The 14,193-nt window shown below is 67.6% G+C and carries 17 protein-coding genes; 11 read left to right on the forward strand and 6 right to left on the reverse strand.

Annotated features, from left to right (window positions below; all coding sequences use genetic code 11):
* Positions 1–202: 202 nt before the first annotated feature.
* The gene (locus KL788_RS08040) at positions 203–1,366 is read left to right on the forward strand and encodes an amidohydrolase (protein ID WP_293170189.1); all 1,164 of its coding nucleotides are present in this window, start codon (positions 203–205) and stop codon (positions 1,364–1,366) included.
* Positions 1,363–2,724: an L-serine ammonia-lyase gene (locus tag KL788_RS08045; protein ID WP_293170191.1), complete on the forward strand. Its 1,362-nt coding sequence runs from the start codon at positions 1,363–1,365 to the stop codon at positions 2,722–2,724. The genes KL788_RS08040 and KL788_RS08045 overlap by 4 nt, the downstream gene beginning before the upstream one ends.
* Before the next feature lie 19 nt (positions 2,725–2,743).
* On the opposite strand, the gene KL788_RS08050 is transcribed toward KL788_RS08045, so the two are convergent.
* Positions 2,744–3,229, reverse strand: a complete 486-nt coding sequence (locus KL788_RS08050) for an ArsR/SmtB family transcription factor (protein ID WP_293170193.1) — start codon at positions 3,227–3,229, stop codon at positions 2,744–2,746.
* A gap of 69 nt (positions 3,230–3,298) precedes the next feature.
* Here KL788_RS08050 and KL788_RS08055 point away from each other — a divergent pair, with 69 nt between their 5' ends.
* Positions 3,299–4,750: a TrkH family potassium uptake protein gene (locus tag KL788_RS08055; protein ID WP_293170195.1), complete on the forward strand. Its 1,452-nt coding sequence runs from the start codon at positions 3,299–3,301 to the stop codon at positions 4,748–4,750.
* Positions 4,743–5,414: a potassium channel family protein gene (locus KL788_RS08060; protein ID WP_293170197.1), complete on the forward strand. Its 672-nt coding sequence runs from the start codon at positions 4,743–4,745 to the stop codon at positions 5,412–5,414. The genes KL788_RS08055 and KL788_RS08060 overlap by 8 nt, the downstream gene beginning before the upstream one ends.
* Positions 5,415–5,459: 45 nt before the next feature.
* On the opposite strand, the gene KL788_RS08065 is transcribed toward KL788_RS08060, so the two are convergent.
* Complete coding sequence (locus KL788_RS08065) at positions 5,460–5,846, reverse strand: hypothetical protein (protein ID WP_293170199.1); 387 nt, start codon at positions 5,844–5,846, stop codon at positions 5,460–5,462.
* Positions 5,847–5,938: 92 nt separating this feature from the next.
* Positions 5,939–6,766 (reverse strand): pyrroline-5-carboxylate reductase, encoded by an 828-nt coding sequence (gene proC / locus KL788_RS08070; protein WP_293170201.1) that lies wholly within the window; start codon positions 6,764–6,766, stop codon positions 5,939–5,941.
* A 61-nt stretch (positions 6,767–6,827) separates the two neighbouring features.
* Here proC and KL788_RS08075 point away from each other — a divergent pair, with 61 nt between their 5' ends.
* Positions 6,828–7,118 carry a hypothetical protein gene (locus KL788_RS08075; protein WP_293170203.1) on the forward strand — a complete coding sequence of 97 codons (291 nt, stop codon included), beginning with the start codon at positions 6,828–6,830 and terminating at the stop codon, positions 7,116–7,118.
* Positions 7,119–7,202: 84 nt separating this feature from the next.
* A complete protein-coding gene (locus KL788_RS08080; protein ID WP_293170205.1) occupies positions 7,203–7,589 on the forward strand; it encodes a hypothetical protein in 387 nt (128 codons plus the stop codon).
* A 29-nt stretch (positions 7,590–7,618) separates the two neighbouring features.
* On the opposite strand, the gene KL788_RS08085 is transcribed toward KL788_RS08080, so the two are convergent.
* Positions 7,619–8,107, reverse strand: a complete 489-nt coding sequence (locus KL788_RS08085) for a nucleoside deaminase (RefSeq protein ID WP_428846114.1) — start codon at positions 8,105–8,107, stop codon at positions 7,619–7,621.
* 27 nt (positions 8,108–8,134) lie between these two features.
* Here KL788_RS08085 and upp point away from each other — a divergent pair, with 27 nt between their 5' ends.
* Entirely contained in the window at positions 8,135–8,770 is a 636-nt protein-coding gene (gene upp / locus KL788_RS08090) for a uracil phosphoribosyltransferase (protein WP_293170207.1), read from the forward strand.
* A gap of 347 nt (positions 8,771–9,117) precedes the next feature.
* Positions 9,118–9,828 carry a winged helix-turn-helix domain-containing protein gene (locus KL788_RS08095; RefSeq protein ID WP_293173255.1) on the forward strand — a complete coding sequence of 237 codons (711 nt, stop codon included), beginning with the start codon at positions 9,118–9,120 and terminating at the stop codon, positions 9,826–9,828.
* A 10-nt stretch (positions 9,829–9,838) separates the two neighbouring features.
* Here KL788_RS08095 and KL788_RS08100 read toward each other — a convergent pair whose 3' ends face one another.
* Entirely contained in the window at positions 9,839–10,492 is a 654-nt protein-coding gene (locus KL788_RS08100) for a hypothetical protein (RefSeq protein ID WP_293170209.1), read from the reverse strand.
* 277 nt (positions 10,493–10,769) lie between these two features.
* Here KL788_RS08100 and KL788_RS08105 point away from each other — a divergent pair, with 277 nt between their 5' ends.
* The gene (locus tag KL788_RS08105) at positions 10,770–11,198 is read left to right on the forward strand and encodes a MarR family winged helix-turn-helix transcriptional regulator (RefSeq protein WP_293170211.1); all 429 of its coding nucleotides are present in this window, start codon (positions 10,770–10,772) and stop codon (positions 11,196–11,198) included.
* Between the two features lie 6 nt (positions 11,199–11,204).
* Here the strand turns inward: KL788_RS08105 and KL788_RS08110 are convergent, their stop codons facing one another.
* Positions 11,205–12,134 (reverse strand): hypothetical protein, encoded by a 930-nt coding sequence (locus KL788_RS08110; protein WP_293170213.1) that lies wholly within the window; start codon positions 12,132–12,134, stop codon positions 11,205–11,207.
* Positions 12,135–12,207: 73 nt separating this feature from the next.
* Between KL788_RS08110 and KL788_RS08115 the strand changes: the two genes are divergently transcribed.
* Both KL788_RS08115 and KL788_RS08120 read left to right on the forward strand, forming a co-directional pair.
* The gene (locus KL788_RS08115) at positions 12,208–13,569 is read left to right on the forward strand and encodes a cryptochrome/photolyase family protein (protein WP_293170215.1); all 1,362 of its coding nucleotides are present in this window, start codon (positions 12,208–12,210) and stop codon (positions 13,567–13,569) included.
* A gap of 124 nt (positions 13,570–13,693) precedes the next feature.
* Positions 13,694–14,101: a hypothetical protein gene (locus tag KL788_RS08120; RefSeq protein ID WP_293170217.1), complete on the forward strand. Its 408-nt coding sequence runs from the start codon at positions 13,694–13,696 to the stop codon at positions 14,099–14,101.
* Positions 14,102–14,193 lie beyond the last annotated feature (92 nt).

Below are 14,193 nucleotides of genomic sequence, written 5' to 3' on the forward strand. Positions count from 1 at the left end.
GACGCTCGATCACACACTTCATTGTGTTCCTCATGGTTTCAGCGTCCCACCGAACTTCTCAGTCGCGACGGGCGAATTCCTGCCTACTGTGCCCGAGAACTTGCGAGGCCCAGTTTGCGCAATCATCTCCCGACTACGCTCGCGCTCGTGAAGCACATTCCTCGGGACAAAAGGCCGAAGTTCCCGCCTGTCGCCAAGAGCCATGAACCGTGACCTGAACGACATCCGCGCGATGATCGCGTCGTCTTGCCGTCGCGAGGAGCGGCACCTCCGCGAATTGAGTCTGAGCATTCACCGGGAGCCAGAACTCGCCTTCCAAGAACGTCGGGCGTCCGGGTTGATTGCTGACTATCTCGAGCAACGCGGCTGGCACGTCGAACGGGGTTGGCTCGGCCTGGAAACGGCGCTGCGCGCAAGTGTTGGAGAGGGTAGACACATCGCCCTCTGCGCAGAATATGACGCACTCCCAGAGATCGGGCACGGATGCGGCCACCACCTGATCGCGGCGATGAGCATAGGCGCTGCTATCGCGCTAGGAGAGCTTGCGAGCGAGCTCGGTGTGCGTGTGTCATTGTTTGGCACTCCGGCCGAAGAGCATGGGGGCGGCAAGATTGCGCTGCTCGACCGTGGAGCGTGGGATGACGTCGACGTCACGGGACTGGTGCACCCATGGGCAGCACCATACGATCGATCAGCAGAGTACGTAATGATGTCTGCGGTGGCTCGGTGGTCTGTCGAGTTCCGCGGGCGGTCCAGTCATGCTGCGGCGAGCCCTGAAGAAGGCGTGAACGCTTCCGATGCGGCCACCATTGCTTCGGTCGCATTCGGCTTGCTTCGCCAGCAGACCGGGCCCGACGTGCGGTTCAACGCGAACGTGGTGAGTGTCGGCACTGAGTCGAACATCATTCCCGACCGTTCTCACATGACTGTCGAGGCCCGTTCTGTGAGCGGCGTGCAGCTCTCTGCCCTGCAATCGCGATTGCGCGCTTGCTTGGAGGGAGCCGCGATCGCCACCGGATGCTCGCTAGCCGTGGAGGATGCCGAAGTTCCCTACCGCGAGCTGCGTCAGGATCCGATTCTCGCGCAGTTCTGGGATGCCGAGCTCTCGCACCTCGGCCGCGACGTCCGCGCCGAGCAGCACCCGGGCGGTTCGACCGACATGGGTGACGTCTCGCATACCGTTCGTACACTCCATGCGTACCTAGCGATTCCTGGCGATGTCGTCGTCTCGCATACTGCGGACTTCGCACAGCACTCGGCGAGCGAGGTGGCCCTTGAGACCATGATTCTCGGTGCCCAGGTGCTCGCCTCGACGTTCGCGGCAGACGCACTGCACCACCGCACACTGCAGGCGGGGCAATCATGAGCCCGGCTGGCGATTACACGTCAGCGCTCGACTTGTTCTCGATCGGCATCGGACCATCCAGCTCTCACACTGTCGGCCCGATGCGCGCTGCCCGGAGCTTTCGCAGCGAGCTAGAACTCCATGGTCTACTTCGAACCTCGATTACCATCGAGTGCACGCTCGGCGGCTCGCTCGGCGCGACGGGCGTCGGGCACGGCACACCCGCTGCCGTGCTGGCCGGCCTGGATGGACTCGAACCCGAAACGTGCGATCCCGAGGCCCTGGTCGCACGGTGGGAGTGCCTCGCAGACGATCCAACGTCTCCTCTACAGGGTGGCGGAGCGCTCATCGGTCGGAGCAGCATCCGTCTTGAGCCGGCATGGCGCCACCCTGAACACCCGAACTGCATGCGGCTCACCGCCCGAGATGGCTCGACAGTCGTGCATGAGCGGGTATTTCTGTCAGTAGGTGGCGGCTTCATCAGGGAAGCGGGAACCACAACCTCCACTTCGGTTGAGACGGCGGTCGTGTTCCCGATGAGGTGCTTCGACGACGTGCTGTCGCACGCAGCACAGAGAGGCCTGACCATCACGCAGCTCGCCATGGCCAATGAAGTGGCACGAGGCCTCAGTCCCTCCGAAGTAGATGCCGCACTCGCGTCGATTTGGAACGCAATGGATGCGTCGATCGAACGTGGACTCGCTACCAGTGGGGTGCTGCCCGGTCGCCTGAAAGTTCCCCGCAGGGCGGCCGACGCTCGTGCCGTACTTGACGAACGCGCCGCGCTCGACTCGGAGGAGTGGCTCACGGTCTATGCAATGGCCGTGAACGAGGAGAACGCTGCCGGCTCTCGAGTCGTCACGGCTCCGACGAACGGTGCAGCCGGTATCGTGCCGGCCGTGCTCAAGGACGTGCAGCGAAGGTGGGGGCCGCTGGCGCCGGAATCCGTTCGAACCTACCTGCTGACTGCGACGGTGGTGGGGCACGTCATCAAGCGCAACGCCTCGATCTCTGGTGCCGAAGTGGGGTGTCAGGGAGAAGTCGGGTCGGCATGTGCCATGGCGGCTGCTGGACTCACTAGCTTGCACGGAGGCACACCCGAGCAGGTCGAGAATGCAGCCGAGATCGCGCTGGAGCACCATCTTGGGCTCACGTGTGACCCAGTGGGCGGCCTCGTGCAGATTCCGTGCATCGAGCGCAATGGAATAGCCGCCGCGACCGCGCGAACCGCGTCACGGCTTGCCTTGCTCGGCAACGGTGGCCATTCTGTAAGCCTCGACGTGGCAATTGAGACGCTTCGATCGACTGGCGCCGATATGAGCCACCGCTACAAGGAGACGAGCCTTGCCGGTCTCGCCGTCAACGTGGTCGAGTGCTGACTTTCGCGAACGGGGGAGGTCAGTCGCTGTGCTTCCAGGGGAGCCGCTTCGTGACGGCCTCGCCTACGTCGTGCAACTTCTCTTGCGCCCCGTGAATGACCGACTGCGCGCGGTGCGAGGCGTCGGCGGCAACCCGCCCGACAGTGCTGCCCGCGGTCGTCACCTCGGTGCCGGCCCACGCCGCGAAGACGGGCGACTGAGTGTCATCGTTCGGGTCGAACCCGGCGCTCAGGAAAGAGATGACCCAGTCTTCGACCTCTTCGAGCGGGCCTGCGTCGACCGCGTAGTAGCGGTGCTGGCCCTCTTCGCGCACGGTCACCAGCCCGTGGTCGCGCAGCACCTTGAGGTGCTTCGACACGGTGGGCTGCGTCGCGTCCATGCGCTCGACGAGCTCACCCACGCTGAGTTCGCCAGCGCCGGTATCGTCTCTGAGCGAAGCATCGAGCAGGTGCTGCAGCAGTTCGCGTCGCGTAGCGTCGGCGATCACGTCGAAGATGTCGGCCATGACACCAGGCTAGTCAGCCTCGGCCGGGAGTACCATGACACGCGGTCTGCGGGCCGGTGAGGAGCGTCGATGGCTACGAGCAATCGCATTCGCGGCAACCGTCGCGAAGAGGCGACGAGCCCGCTTGCGCGAGGGTGGAAGTCGCTCGCCGAAGCGGCCACCGCCTCGCCGGCGCGCTTTGCGATCCTCGTGTTCACGGGGCTCATCATCATCACGACCGTGCTGCTGACGTTGCCCATCGCACGCGCGGGCGAAGCCTCGAGCACCCCCCTCGCCGATGCCGTCTTCACCGCCGTCTCCGCCATCTGCGTGACAGGCCTCGTCACGGTCGACATGTCGACCTACTGGTCGCCCTTCGGCAACGTCGTCATCATTCTCGCGATGCAGATCGGCGGCATCGGCGTGCTGACCATGGCGAGCATCCTCGGCCTCGTGGTCGCCCGCCGCATCGGGCTGCGGGCCAGGCTCATCGCGGCGAGCGACACCAACCCGGCCCGAGGTCATGCGGGCCCTGTCTCTGAGTCGCAGGCCGTACGGCTCGGCGAGATCGGCTCGCTGCTCGCGACCGTCGCGCTCAGCGCCATCATCATCGAGCTCGCCATCACCGCGCTCGTCGTGCCCCGCCTGCTGCTCATGGGCTTCGACGTGTGGACGGCCCTGTGGCAAGGCTTCTACATCTCGCTCTCGGCCTTCACCAACACGGGCTTCGTGCCCTTCGCCGACGGCATGGAGCAGTTCGCCTCCGACCCGTGGATGCTCTCGGTGCTCGCCATCGCCGTGTTTCTGGGCGCCATCGGGTTTCCGGTCATCTTCGCGCTCGCTCGCTGGGCGCGGTCGCGGGCCCGGCTGAGCATCCACGCCCGCATCACGCTCGTCACCACGCTCATTCTCATTGTGCTCGGAGCGATCGCGATTCTTCTGCTTGAGTGGGCGAACACGGCGACGCTCGGCGGGCAAGACGGTGCCGTGCGACCGATGACCGCCGTCTTCACGTCGATCATGACGCGCTCGGGCGGGCTGAGCACCATCGACATCGGCGCCATGAACGGCTCAACGTTGCTCGTGCTCGACATGCTCATGTTCGTCGGCGGCGGCTCGGCCTCGACCGCTGGCGGCATCAAGGTCACAACGCTCGCCGTGCTGTTCTTCGCGGCCGTCGCCGAAGCGCGCGGCGTCGACGACATGGAAGCCTTCGATCGCCGTATTCCGAACGACGTGCTGCGTCTCGCCGTGAGCATCGTGCTGTGGGGCGCGACGATCGTGGCGATCTCGACTGTGACCATCCTGCACATCACCAAGGCCCCACTCGATTACGTGCTGTTCGATGTCATCTCGGCCTTTGCCACCTGCGGGCTCTCGACCGGCCTGACGAGCAACGACTTGCCCGATTCGGCGAAGTACGTGCTCGCAGCCACGATGTGGGCAGGGCGCGTTGGTACAGTGACCCTCGCCGCGGCCTTGGCCGCGAGTCAGAAGCGACAACTGTTCCGCAGAGCAGAAGAGAGGCCCATCGTTGGTTGAGCGCATTCGCCACGACGCACCCGTTCTCGTCATCGGGCTCGGCCGCTTCGGCGCCGCCACCGCCGGTCAGCTTCAGCGGCTTGGCCGTGAAGTGCTCGCCGTCGATGAAGACCCGAACCTCGTGCAGAAGTGGGCTGAACGCGTCACGCACGCGGTGCAGGCCGACGCTCGATCACTCGATGCTCTGCGCCAGATCGGCGCCGACGAGTTCAGCATCGCCGTTGTCGCGACCGGCTCGTCGATCGAGTCGAGCGTGCTCATCACGGCAAACCTCGTCGACCTCAAGGTGCCGCAGATCTGGTCGAAGGCGATCAGCCAGTCGCACGGCAAGATTCTCGCGCGCATCGGGGCGAACCACGTGATCTACCCCGAAGCCGAGGCTGGCGAGCGCGTCGCACACCTGGTGTCGGGCCGCATGATCGACTTCATCGAGTTCGACGACGACTTCGTGCTCGTCAAGATGTACCCGCCCAAGCCGATTCGTGGCCTCTCGCTCACCGATTCTCAAGTGCGCACGAAGTACAACATCACGGTCGTCGGCGTGAAGAGCCCCGGTAAGCCGTTCACCTATGCGACCGAGCACACGGTGGTCTCGAACCACGATCTCATCATCGTGTCGGGCACCGAGAGCGACATCGACCGGTTCGCCTCGCTCGACAACTGAGTCGAGACGCTCGCCGGTCGATGCCGGGCTCGGGTGGTCGGGTCGCTACTCGCTCGGCTCGACGGGCGCGCTCGGGTCGATGCCCTGCTCTTCGAGCCACTGCTCGAACAGCTCTCGACGCTCGTCGGAGCGAGCATCGCGACGCTCGCCGCGCTCGTCCATGCGCTCGTCCATGCGCTGCTCGACCCGCTCCTGCACCTGCCCGCCTCCCGGGCCGCGCACCTCGACGGTGATCGGCCCGCGGTGGTCGGGCAGCAGGCGGCCGACGCCGACACCCGCGGCGAAGACGAGGCCGAGGCCGAGCACGCCGGCGAGAGCGATGCCGGTGATGGCGAGCGCGCGAGGTGCCCGCGAGCGCTCGGGCTCTGGGGCCTGGCTGGTCGGCGGGGTCGGGTCGTCGGCGGGTACCGGCGTGGTGTTCTGATCGGTCATGGGGATGCTCCCTCGCGGTCGGTGACCCGCGATGCTTCGCGAGTCGATGCCCCTACCGTGAGGCCGTTCTCTATGACCTTTCTATGTGGCGTCTATGACTCGGCGGCCAGTTGCCTTGCTCGTTGCAGAGCGGCCTCAGCCGCGCGCGTAAACAGGTCAGCGAGGTCAGCCTGCTGCAGCACGGCGATCGCCTGCTCGGTCGTGCCCTTCGGGCTCGTCACCCGCCGCCGCAGCTCAGCGGGCTCGTCGCCTGTCGACTCGAGCAGCAGAGCTGCCCCGAGCACCGTCTGCTGCACGAGCAGCGAGGCCACGTCGTCGTCGAAGCCCATCGCCTCGGCGGCGCGAGTGAACTCCTCGATGAGCAGGAAGACGTAGGCCGGGCCCGAACCGCTAATGGTCGACAGCGCGTCGATCTGCGACTCCGGTAGCTCGACGACCGTTCCGACGGTGCGGAACAGGTCGTCGGCGAGTGCAAGATGCGCGGTCGTGGCGCGCGAGCCGCCGCTGATGCCGGTGACGCCGCGGCCGATGAGAGCCGGCGTGTTCGGCATGGCCCGCACGACGGCGTTCGGCACGACCGCCTGCATCGCCTCGGTCGTGACCCCGGCAGCCACGCTGACCACGAGTGCCTCCGGGTGCAGACTCGGCGCGATCTCGGCCAGAAGACCGGTGATCTGAGCGGGTTTGACGCCGAGCAGCACGAGACGGGCATCCGTCACCGCCCAGGCGTTCGCGTCTGCGTCGTGCTCGACGCCACGGGCTTCGATGCCCTGCGACCGCAACTCAGCGGCCGTCGCGTCAGAACGCGTCGTCGCTCGCAGCCCCTCCACCGAGACGCCGGGCTGCCGGAGCCCGGCGAGAATCGCGCCTCCCATCGAGCCCGAGCCGAGGATCGCGATGCGGGGCAACATTTCGGTCATGCCACGAGTGTAGGTTGGAGAGCAGTCGCAGCACGGGGAACTGACGGCCGAGGAGGCAGACATGCTCGCATCGACGATTCGTGAGGTGCTGCTGGCAGCGCCGGGAGTACAGAGCGTCGGCACGGTCGACGTCGTCACCGCCGCGAGCGGCGCGCCTGTTGTGATCGCTCGCCTCGGCTTCGGCCCCAGCACCTCGGTCGCCGACGTGGTCGCCATCTCGGGCGTAGTTCGCGCCGCGATCCGCACCGAGGCCCCCGAGGTCGTTGACGTCGTTCTCGAGCCCGAGATCGCCGCACCTCGCGACGACGCCAACCCCCCCACCGACATCTTCGTCATTCGCGGCGCCGACTAGGTTCGCGCGGTCAGCACGACCGATAACCTGAGAAGACCGCGCACTCGCGCGCGATCCACTACGTCTCTCAGGGAGGGTCACTCCATGGAATTCATGGATGTTCTGCGCTCGTTCTTCCTCGTCGCTCACTTCGTCGGCCTCGCGGCCATCATCGGCCCGTTCCTGCTGCAGGCGCGGTGGAAGGGCCAGTACGCCTTCCCGGTCGTGCTCGGCGGAGCGATCACCCAGCTCGTGACCGGCCTGGTTCTGGTGGGCCTCGCCGAGATGCGTGCCGCCCAGCTCGACTTCGAGGTCGACCACGTCAAGGTGGCCGTCAAGCTCGTGATCGCCCTCATCGTGTTCGTGGTCGCGTTGCTCGGGTTCCTCAAGCAGCGCAAGACCGAGGGGGGCGGCGGCCGCGAACTGCTGCCGTTCTTCCACACCGCGGGTGGGCTCGCCCTCATCAACACCGCCCTCGCGGTGTTTTGGTGAGCAGAGCTTGGTGACGAGAGCCTGGTGAGCTAGGTACTGACAGCACCGTCGCGGCGCTGCTGAGCGAAGAACTCGCGCAGCAGCGCCGCACTCGTTTCTTGCTCCACACCACCGACGACTTCGGCGACGCGGTGGGGCAGCCGGCGCTCCCGCAGCAGGTCGACGACGCTGCCCGCGGCGCCGGCCTTCGCGTCCCACGCGCCGAAGACCACTCGGTCGATGCGTGCGGCCAGGATGGCGCCGGCGCACAGCACGCACGGTTCGAGGGTGACGACGAGCGTGCATCCGTTCAGCTGCCAGTCGCCGATGGCGGCGGCCGCCTCGCGCAACGCGACCACTTCGGCGTGCGCGGTCGGGTCGCGGTGCTTCTCACGCTCGTTGCGGCCCCGGCCGATGACGGCGCCGGCGGCGTCGAGCACGAGAGCGCCGACGGGCACATCGCCCGAGAGCAGAGCGCCGCGAGCCTCGCCGAGGGCGGCGTGCATCGCGGCCCGATCGCCGTCAGAGACCGTGGTCATGCCCCGCCCTTCCGTTAGATTGAGCCTATGCGAGTACACGTTGCCGACCACCCTCTGATCACCCACAAGCTCACAGTGCTGCGTGATCAGAACACCCCCTCGGCGACCTTCCGGGCGCTCACCGAAGAACTCGTGACGCTGCTCGCCTACGAGGCCACCCGGCACGTGCGCACGCACGAGGTGACGATCACGACTCCTGTGACCGAGACCGTCGGGCTGGCGATCAGCGAGCCGCGACCTCTCATCGTGCCTATTCTGCGCGCGGGGCTCGGCATGCTTGAGGGCATGGTGAAGCTCGTGCCGAGTGCCGAGGTGGGCTTTCTCGGCATGGTGCGTGACCACGACACTCTCGAGCCGAGCGTGTACGCCGAGCGGCTGCCCGACCACCTCGAGGGCCGGCAGTGCTTCGTGCTCGACCCCATGCTCGCGACCGGCGGCTCGCTGCTCGCCGCGATCGAGTTCTTATTCCAGCGCGGAGCCGACGACGTCACGGCTGTGTGCCTGCTTGGCGCGCCCGAAGGTCTCGCCATGATCGAGAAGGCCACGGAGGGCCGCGACGTCACGATCGTGCTCGGCGCGCTCGACGAGAAGCTCAACGAGAAGGGCTACATCGTTCCGGGCCTCGGCGACGCCGGAGACCGTCTCTACGGCACGGTCGGCTGACCCCGCATCGACTTGACGGTCTACAGCGCGCTCGGGAATACTGAGCGGCATGACCGTCACCGCGAAGCTCCTGACCGCCTCTGAGGCTGCGGAGACCGCCGGCATGATGATGCCGGTGAGCGCTGACGCGTGCTGTCGAATGTGCGCTTGATCGGCTGCCCACCCGCCCGAGTGCCCCTGATTCGCCGTACCCTCGTCTCACGATGAGTGAGAACGACGAGCGGGCCCTCCCCGCATCGGGGCCGGATGCTCCGGCTCGAGATGCGCGCACCCTCGACTCCACATCCCGAACCGCCGACGCCCCGACGGGCGACGAGCCGTTCGATTCTGCAGAAAGCGTCTCGACGATGTCTCTCGCCTCTCTCTCCTCCCGCCCCGCTCCCCCGCCCGCCGCGCCCGCGCCGCCCGCGCTCGAACCCGCCGCCCCGCGCTTGCGCGCCGTGCCCGAGGGCACGGAAGCCCGTGGCTTCGTGCTCTACGTCGGCTTCGACGAGGCCAAGGCCGCCGCCGCCGGCATCGACCTCGGTCGGCTCGTCACCGAGTTGAAGAAGGTCACCGCCGAGCTCGCTCCTGGGTCGGAGACCCACGCCGCTGTGGCTCTCGCCCCCACCGGTGCAGGAGGTCGCGATGTCGAGGTCGTGCGGCTCGCACTGCAAGACCCCGCCGCGCTCGCGCGCTACCGCCGCACGGCTGAGGCGCCGCCCGAGCCCCCCTCGCTCGGCGTCGTCATCGACATCTCGCGCAAGCGGGTACTGCTCGACGGTGAGAGCGCCTCCCTCACCTACAAAGAGTTCGAGCTGCTGCAGTACCTCGTGCTGCGCGAGGGCCGCACGATCGAGCGTGCCGAGCTCATCGGCTCGCTATGGGCCGACGGCGCCGAGGGCGACGACGACGTGCCGAACGAGCGCACCATCGATGTGCACGTGCGCCGACTGCGGTCGAAGCTCGGCGGCTACGAAGACATCGTGCGCACCGTGCGCGGCTCGGGGTACCGGTTCGACCGGCACGCCGACGTGTCGATCCGCTACGCGTCGACGCCGAGCCCCGACTTCTTCTGACGCCGGCCGCTCAGCAGTCGATGTTGCTGTTCACCGCGATCGGCAGACCCATGTTCTGCACGATGCCGCTGTCGGCGAAGGCGGCGACCCCGGCGGTGTAGCCCGAGTCGAGCCAGCCGATCTCGAGCAGCACGATGTCGCTCGACTCGTAGGTCTCGACATAGCTCGGGTTGCTCGAGGCGATGAAGGCCGAGAGGTCATCGCCGACCTGCTCGCCACCCGGACCCTGCAGAGCGACCGTCTGGCCCTCCGCCCCCGTGAGAGATTCAGCGAACAGGCGCAGGCTGAAGACCCCGATGCCCGTCGTCGGTGCGTCGAGCCGGATGCCATCGAGCCAGATCCACCGCTCGAACTCGAGACTGCACTCGCTCGCCGGGAATGCTTCGTAGTCGGGCTCACCGAACACGTCGGTGAGACCGTCGACGGTCTGCTCGACGTCGAGTGCCGAGAGCTCGTCGAGCACCTGCCCCTCGCTCACGATCTCGATGCTCTCTGCCCTGAGCACGATCGCGTCGACAACGGTGGGGGCTTCTGCCGTCGGCGTGGGGGTCACGACGGCAACGGTGGGCTCGGGCGTGGGCTCATCGACAGGAGCGGCGGGAGCGCAGCCGGCGAGAGCGGCGAGCAGCAGGGCCGAAGCCGACGCGAGAACGAGGCGTGTCATGCGCTCAGGGTAGAGATCTGCTGGCAGAAGGCGATAGATCACGAAGATTCTGAAAAATAACGAACTGGTAACTAGACAGCGTTACCTTTCCGTTATATCTTTCAAGTGCGTCAACCGTTTGCTGTGGCGGGGGGCGCGGAATGTGATTGCAGGACACTCTTGGTGCAAGGGAAGAGGGCCGGTCGCTCGCCTCGGCGACCGGCCCTTCACCATGTTCGGACATGGGCTCTCCACCTCCGTGCCGACACATGCTCACGCGCGCACGTAGAGTAATCGCATGACCGAGAAGGCTCTGGCAGTCGACGCCTGGGAGGCGCTCTTCCGCGCTCAGGTGTCGGTGCTGCGCACGTTGAGCGCCGAGTTTCCGACCAGCGAGATCTCGTTCACCGAGTACGACGTGCTGTTCAACCTCTCTCGTGCGCCTGAACGTCGCATGCGCATCCGCGATCTGATTCCGCACCTCTTGCTGAGCCAGCCCAGCGTGAGCCGCCTCATCGACCGCCTCGCCGCTCGCCAGCTCGTCGACAAGCTGCCCGACGCCACCGACGCACGAGGCACGATCGTCGCCCTGCGACCCGAGGGCTACGAGCTCTTCAAGCGTGTCGCCGTGATCCACGCCGACGCGATTGCCCGTCGGGTCGGTACGCGCCTGACCCCGGACGAGCTTGCCGAACTGACGAACCTCTGTCAGCGACTGCGCGACTGAGGCTGATTAGCCGCCCGCGAGGGCTCGCTCGACTCGGGACCGGCGGGCTCGCCTCGCCTGCGGCAGCTGTCGCATCAGCGCCGGTGCGGCCGTGAGCAAATGCGCCCCCACCCAGCGGGATGCTCGCCGCGTGTCGCGCGCGACGCGACGTCGCTGGCCCACGGGCGCATCCCATACCCCGATGAACACCCGCGCGGCCGTGCCGAGCCCCGCCATGCCGAACCGGGCTTCGGTGTACGCGGCTGAGGGCAGGCGCGCCTGACCCGACGGCAGGCCGAGGCGCTCGAGGAAAGGGCGCATGACGGCCTGGCCGCCGACGGCGCGCACCAGTAGGGGCAGTCGCTCACGCTCGTCGTCGGTGATCACGACGGCGAACTGCTGGAAGAAGAAATCGGTGTACTCCTCGAGACCGGGCCCACCCGACCGCGGCCCCAGCCGACTGTGCACGGCGAGCATCATCATGCTCAGGCGGTCGACCGCCATGACCTCGCGGCCGAACGCGCGAATCGGCCCGCCGCACGCCCAAAGCTGTGCGAACACCGACGAGGGGTGGTGCACGAAGCCCGGAATGAGCGGGTAGAGGTCGAGTCGCGCACCGGACGCTCTGTGCTGCAGCGTGATGACCGCCGCGGGCAGGAGCGGGTCCGGGGCACCGGGGAGGCGCTGCCACCCTGCGCGACCCAGCGCGGTGAGCAGGGCATCGACACCCTCCGGGTCGACGATGAGCGAGAGTGCCAGCGACTGGCGGGGCGAGATCAGGCCCAGCTGCACGTAGGCAACGCCGCCGGCCATGAGAACGCGAACGCCCGCCGAGTCGGCCAGGTCGAGGGCCTCGCGTGACTGCGCTGCGCGCGGGTCACCGTCGACCGCGTACTCGGGCAGCGGCCCGAAGGCCGGCGTCGGCTCATTCGGGGGACGTGCGGGCGGATCAGACATGGGGGGCGACCTAGTGGTGACAGACAGTGCTTCTCGCAGTGATCGTACCGACGCCCGCCGTACTGTGGCAGTCATGAGCACGAATGCGAGCATCGTCTGGCTGCGCGACGACCTGCGTGTCAGTGACAACCCGGCCCTGACCGCAGCGGTCGAGCGCGGAGGACCTGTCGTGGTCGTGTACCTGCTCGAAGAGCAATCACCCGACGCGCGGCCGCTCGGCGGCGCGAGTCGTTGGTGGCTGCACGGCAGCCTCACGGCCCTCGCGGCCGATCTCGCCGCACTCGGCGGAACACTGACGCTGCGCCGCGGAGCGCCCGAGGCGGTCATCCCCGCGCTGGTCAGCGAGACCGGCGCCGACGCCGTCTTCTGGAATCGTCGCTACGGCGCGATGCGCGAGGTGGATGCTGCGCTCAAGTCGCGCCTGACCGATGAGGGCGTCGTGGTGGCGAGCTTCGCGGGTTCTCTGCTCTTCGAGCCCTGGCGCATCACCTCGGGCTCCGGTGACCCCTACAAGGTCTTCACGCCGTTCTGGCGGGCCTGCCTCGCGTCGGGCGACCCGCGGCCGCCGCTGCCCGCGCCGACGGCGATTGACGGCCTCGCCGTAGGCGGCGATGAGCTCGACGACTGGACTCTGCTGCCCACCCGGCCAGACTGGGCTGAGGGGCTGCGCGCCACCTGGACCCCGGGTTCCACGGGTGCGCACGAGCGCCTCGAGCACTTCATCGAGCACGGCCTGCCGCTCTACCACCGGCGCGACGAGCCCGGCGTCGAGGCCACGAGCCGGCTGAGCCCGCACCTGCGGTTCGGCGAGCTCAGCCCCCATGAGGTGTGGGCCCGCGTGCACCAGTCGATCGCGGCCGAGGCGGCGGCGAACCGAGCGAAGTTTCTCAGCGAGATTGGTTGGCGAGAGTTCTCGTACGCGATTCTGTTCGCTCGACCCGACCTCGGCCGCCAGAACTTCCGGCGCGAATTCGACGCCTTCCCCTGGGGCCAGCCCGATGCAGGCCAGCTCGAGGCGTGGCGGCACGGCCAGACGGGCATCCCGATCGTCGATGCGGGCATGCGCGAACTGTGGGCCACCGGCTACATGCACAACCGGGTGCGCATGATCGTCGCCTCGTTCCTGACGAAGAACTTGCTCGTCGACTGGCGCACGGGTGAGGAGTGGTTCTGGGACACCCTGGTCGATGCCGACGAAGCCAGCAACGCCGCGAGTTGGCAGTGGGTCGCTGGTTCGGGCGCCGACGCCGCCCCGTACTTCCGCATCTTCAACCCCGTGTTGCAGGCCGAGAAGTTCGACCCCCGCGGGGTCTACGTGAACCGCTGGGTGCCCGAAGCGGGCACCCCCGGCTACCCCGAGCCGATCGTCGACCTGAAGGCGTCTCGCGCCGAGGCGCTCGCCGCCTATGAAGCGGTGAAGGCCGCGAAAGCCTGAGCCAAAGATGAGAGTGCTCTCATGCACTGCTCCTGGTCATCTCATGCAGGCTCGACAGAGTGTGGTTATCGACGGAGCACCGGGCGCATCGCCCGACTCCCCCACAGCTCGAAAGGAAACACTCATGGAAGCCAAGAACTGGATCGCCATCGGCGCAGCCTCGGCGCTCGGCCTCGGTGTCGTTGCCGCTGGCGCGGTCACCACAGCTAACGCACTGCCGCTCGTGGCGGGTGCGACGAACCTCTCTGTTCCGGGCATCGTGGTCGGCGAGAGTGACGACGACACCAAGGGCAACGCCCTGCTCTTCTCGGTCTCGAGCGACAGCATCGTCTCGCCCGACCCCACGACCTCGCCGAGCCCGTCGCCGACGAGCAGCGCTCTCGACTCCAGCCCCTCACCGGTCAGCCCGGTCTCGGCCGCGTCGCCCGTGACTCCGCCCAGCCCGCCGAGCCCGGCGTCGCCCGCGAGCCCCGCATCGCCGGCCTCGCCCGCCTCGGTCGACAGCCCCGCGAGCGTCGGTTCGTCCGACTAGTTCGCGGTTGAGCACGACGCCCCGCACGGCTCTTCGGGTGAGCCGGGCGGGGCGTTGTCGTGTCGACACCGCGGGGTGCAGGCTCTGAACCC

Source organism: Microcella sp., assembly GCF_019739195.1.
GTDB lineage: Bacteria > Actinomycetota > Actinomycetes > Actinomycetales > Microbacteriaceae > Microcella.

Bases quoted from the DNA above. Each gene is read 5' to 3' on its own strand.
- KL788_RS08095 (WP_293173255.1), top strand. From the start codon at position 9,118: ATGTCTCTCGCCTCTCTCTCCTCCCGCCCCGCTCCCCCGCCCGCCGCG.
- KL788_RS08045 (WP_293170191.1), top strand. From the start codon at position 1,363: ATGAGCCCGGCTGGCGATTACACGTCAGCGCTCGACTTGTTCTCGATC.
- KL788_RS08050 (WP_293170193.1), bottom strand. From the start codon at position 3,229: ATGGCCGACATCTTCGACGTGATCGCCGACGCTACGCGACGCGAACTG.
- KL788_RS08105 (WP_293170211.1), top strand. From the start codon at position 10,770: ATGACCGAGAAGGCTCTGGCAGTCGACGCCTGGGAGGCGCTCTTCCGC.
- KL788_RS08040 (WP_293170189.1), top strand. From the start codon at position 203: ATGAACCGTGACCTGAACGACATCCGCGCGATGATCGCGTCGTCTTGC.
- proC (WP_293170201.1), bottom strand. From the start codon at position 6,766: ATGACCGAAATGTTGCCCCGCATCGCGATCCTCGGCTCGGGCTCGATG.
- KL788_RS08075 (WP_293170203.1), top strand. From the start codon at position 6,828: ATGCTCGCATCGACGATTCGTGAGGTGCTGCTGGCAGCGCCGGGAGTA.
- KL788_RS08055 (WP_293170195.1), top strand. From the start codon at position 3,299: ATGGCTACGAGCAATCGCATTCGCGGCAACCGTCGCGAAGAGGCGACG.
- KL788_RS08100 (WP_293170209.1), bottom strand. From the start codon at position 10,492: ATGACACGCCTCGTTCTCGCGTCGGCTTCGGCCCTGCTGCTCGCCGCT.
- KL788_RS08115 (WP_293170215.1), top strand. From the start codon at position 12,208: ATGAGCACGAATGCGAGCATCGTCTGGCTGCGCGACGACCTGCGTGTC.
- KL788_RS08065 (WP_293170199.1), bottom strand. From the start codon at position 5,846: ATGACCGATCAGAACACCACGCCGGTACCCGCCGACGACCCGACCCCG.
- upp (WP_293170207.1), top strand. From the start codon at position 8,135: ATGCGAGTACACGTTGCCGACCACCCTCTGATCACCCACAAGCTCACA.
- KL788_RS08110 (WP_293170213.1), bottom strand. From the start codon at position 12,134: ATGTCTGATCCGCCCGCACGTCCCCCGAATGAGCCGACGCCGGCCTTC.
- KL788_RS08080 (WP_293170205.1), top strand. From the start codon at position 7,203: ATGGAATTCATGGATGTTCTGCGCTCGTTCTTCCTCGTCGCTCACTTC.
- KL788_RS08085 (WP_428846114.1), bottom strand. From the start codon at position 8,107: ATGACCACGGTCTCTGACGGCGATCGGGCCGCGATGCACGCCGCCCTC.
- KL788_RS08120 (WP_293170217.1), top strand. From the start codon at position 13,694: ATGGAAGCCAAGAACTGGATCGCCATCGGCGCAGCCTCGGCGCTCGGC.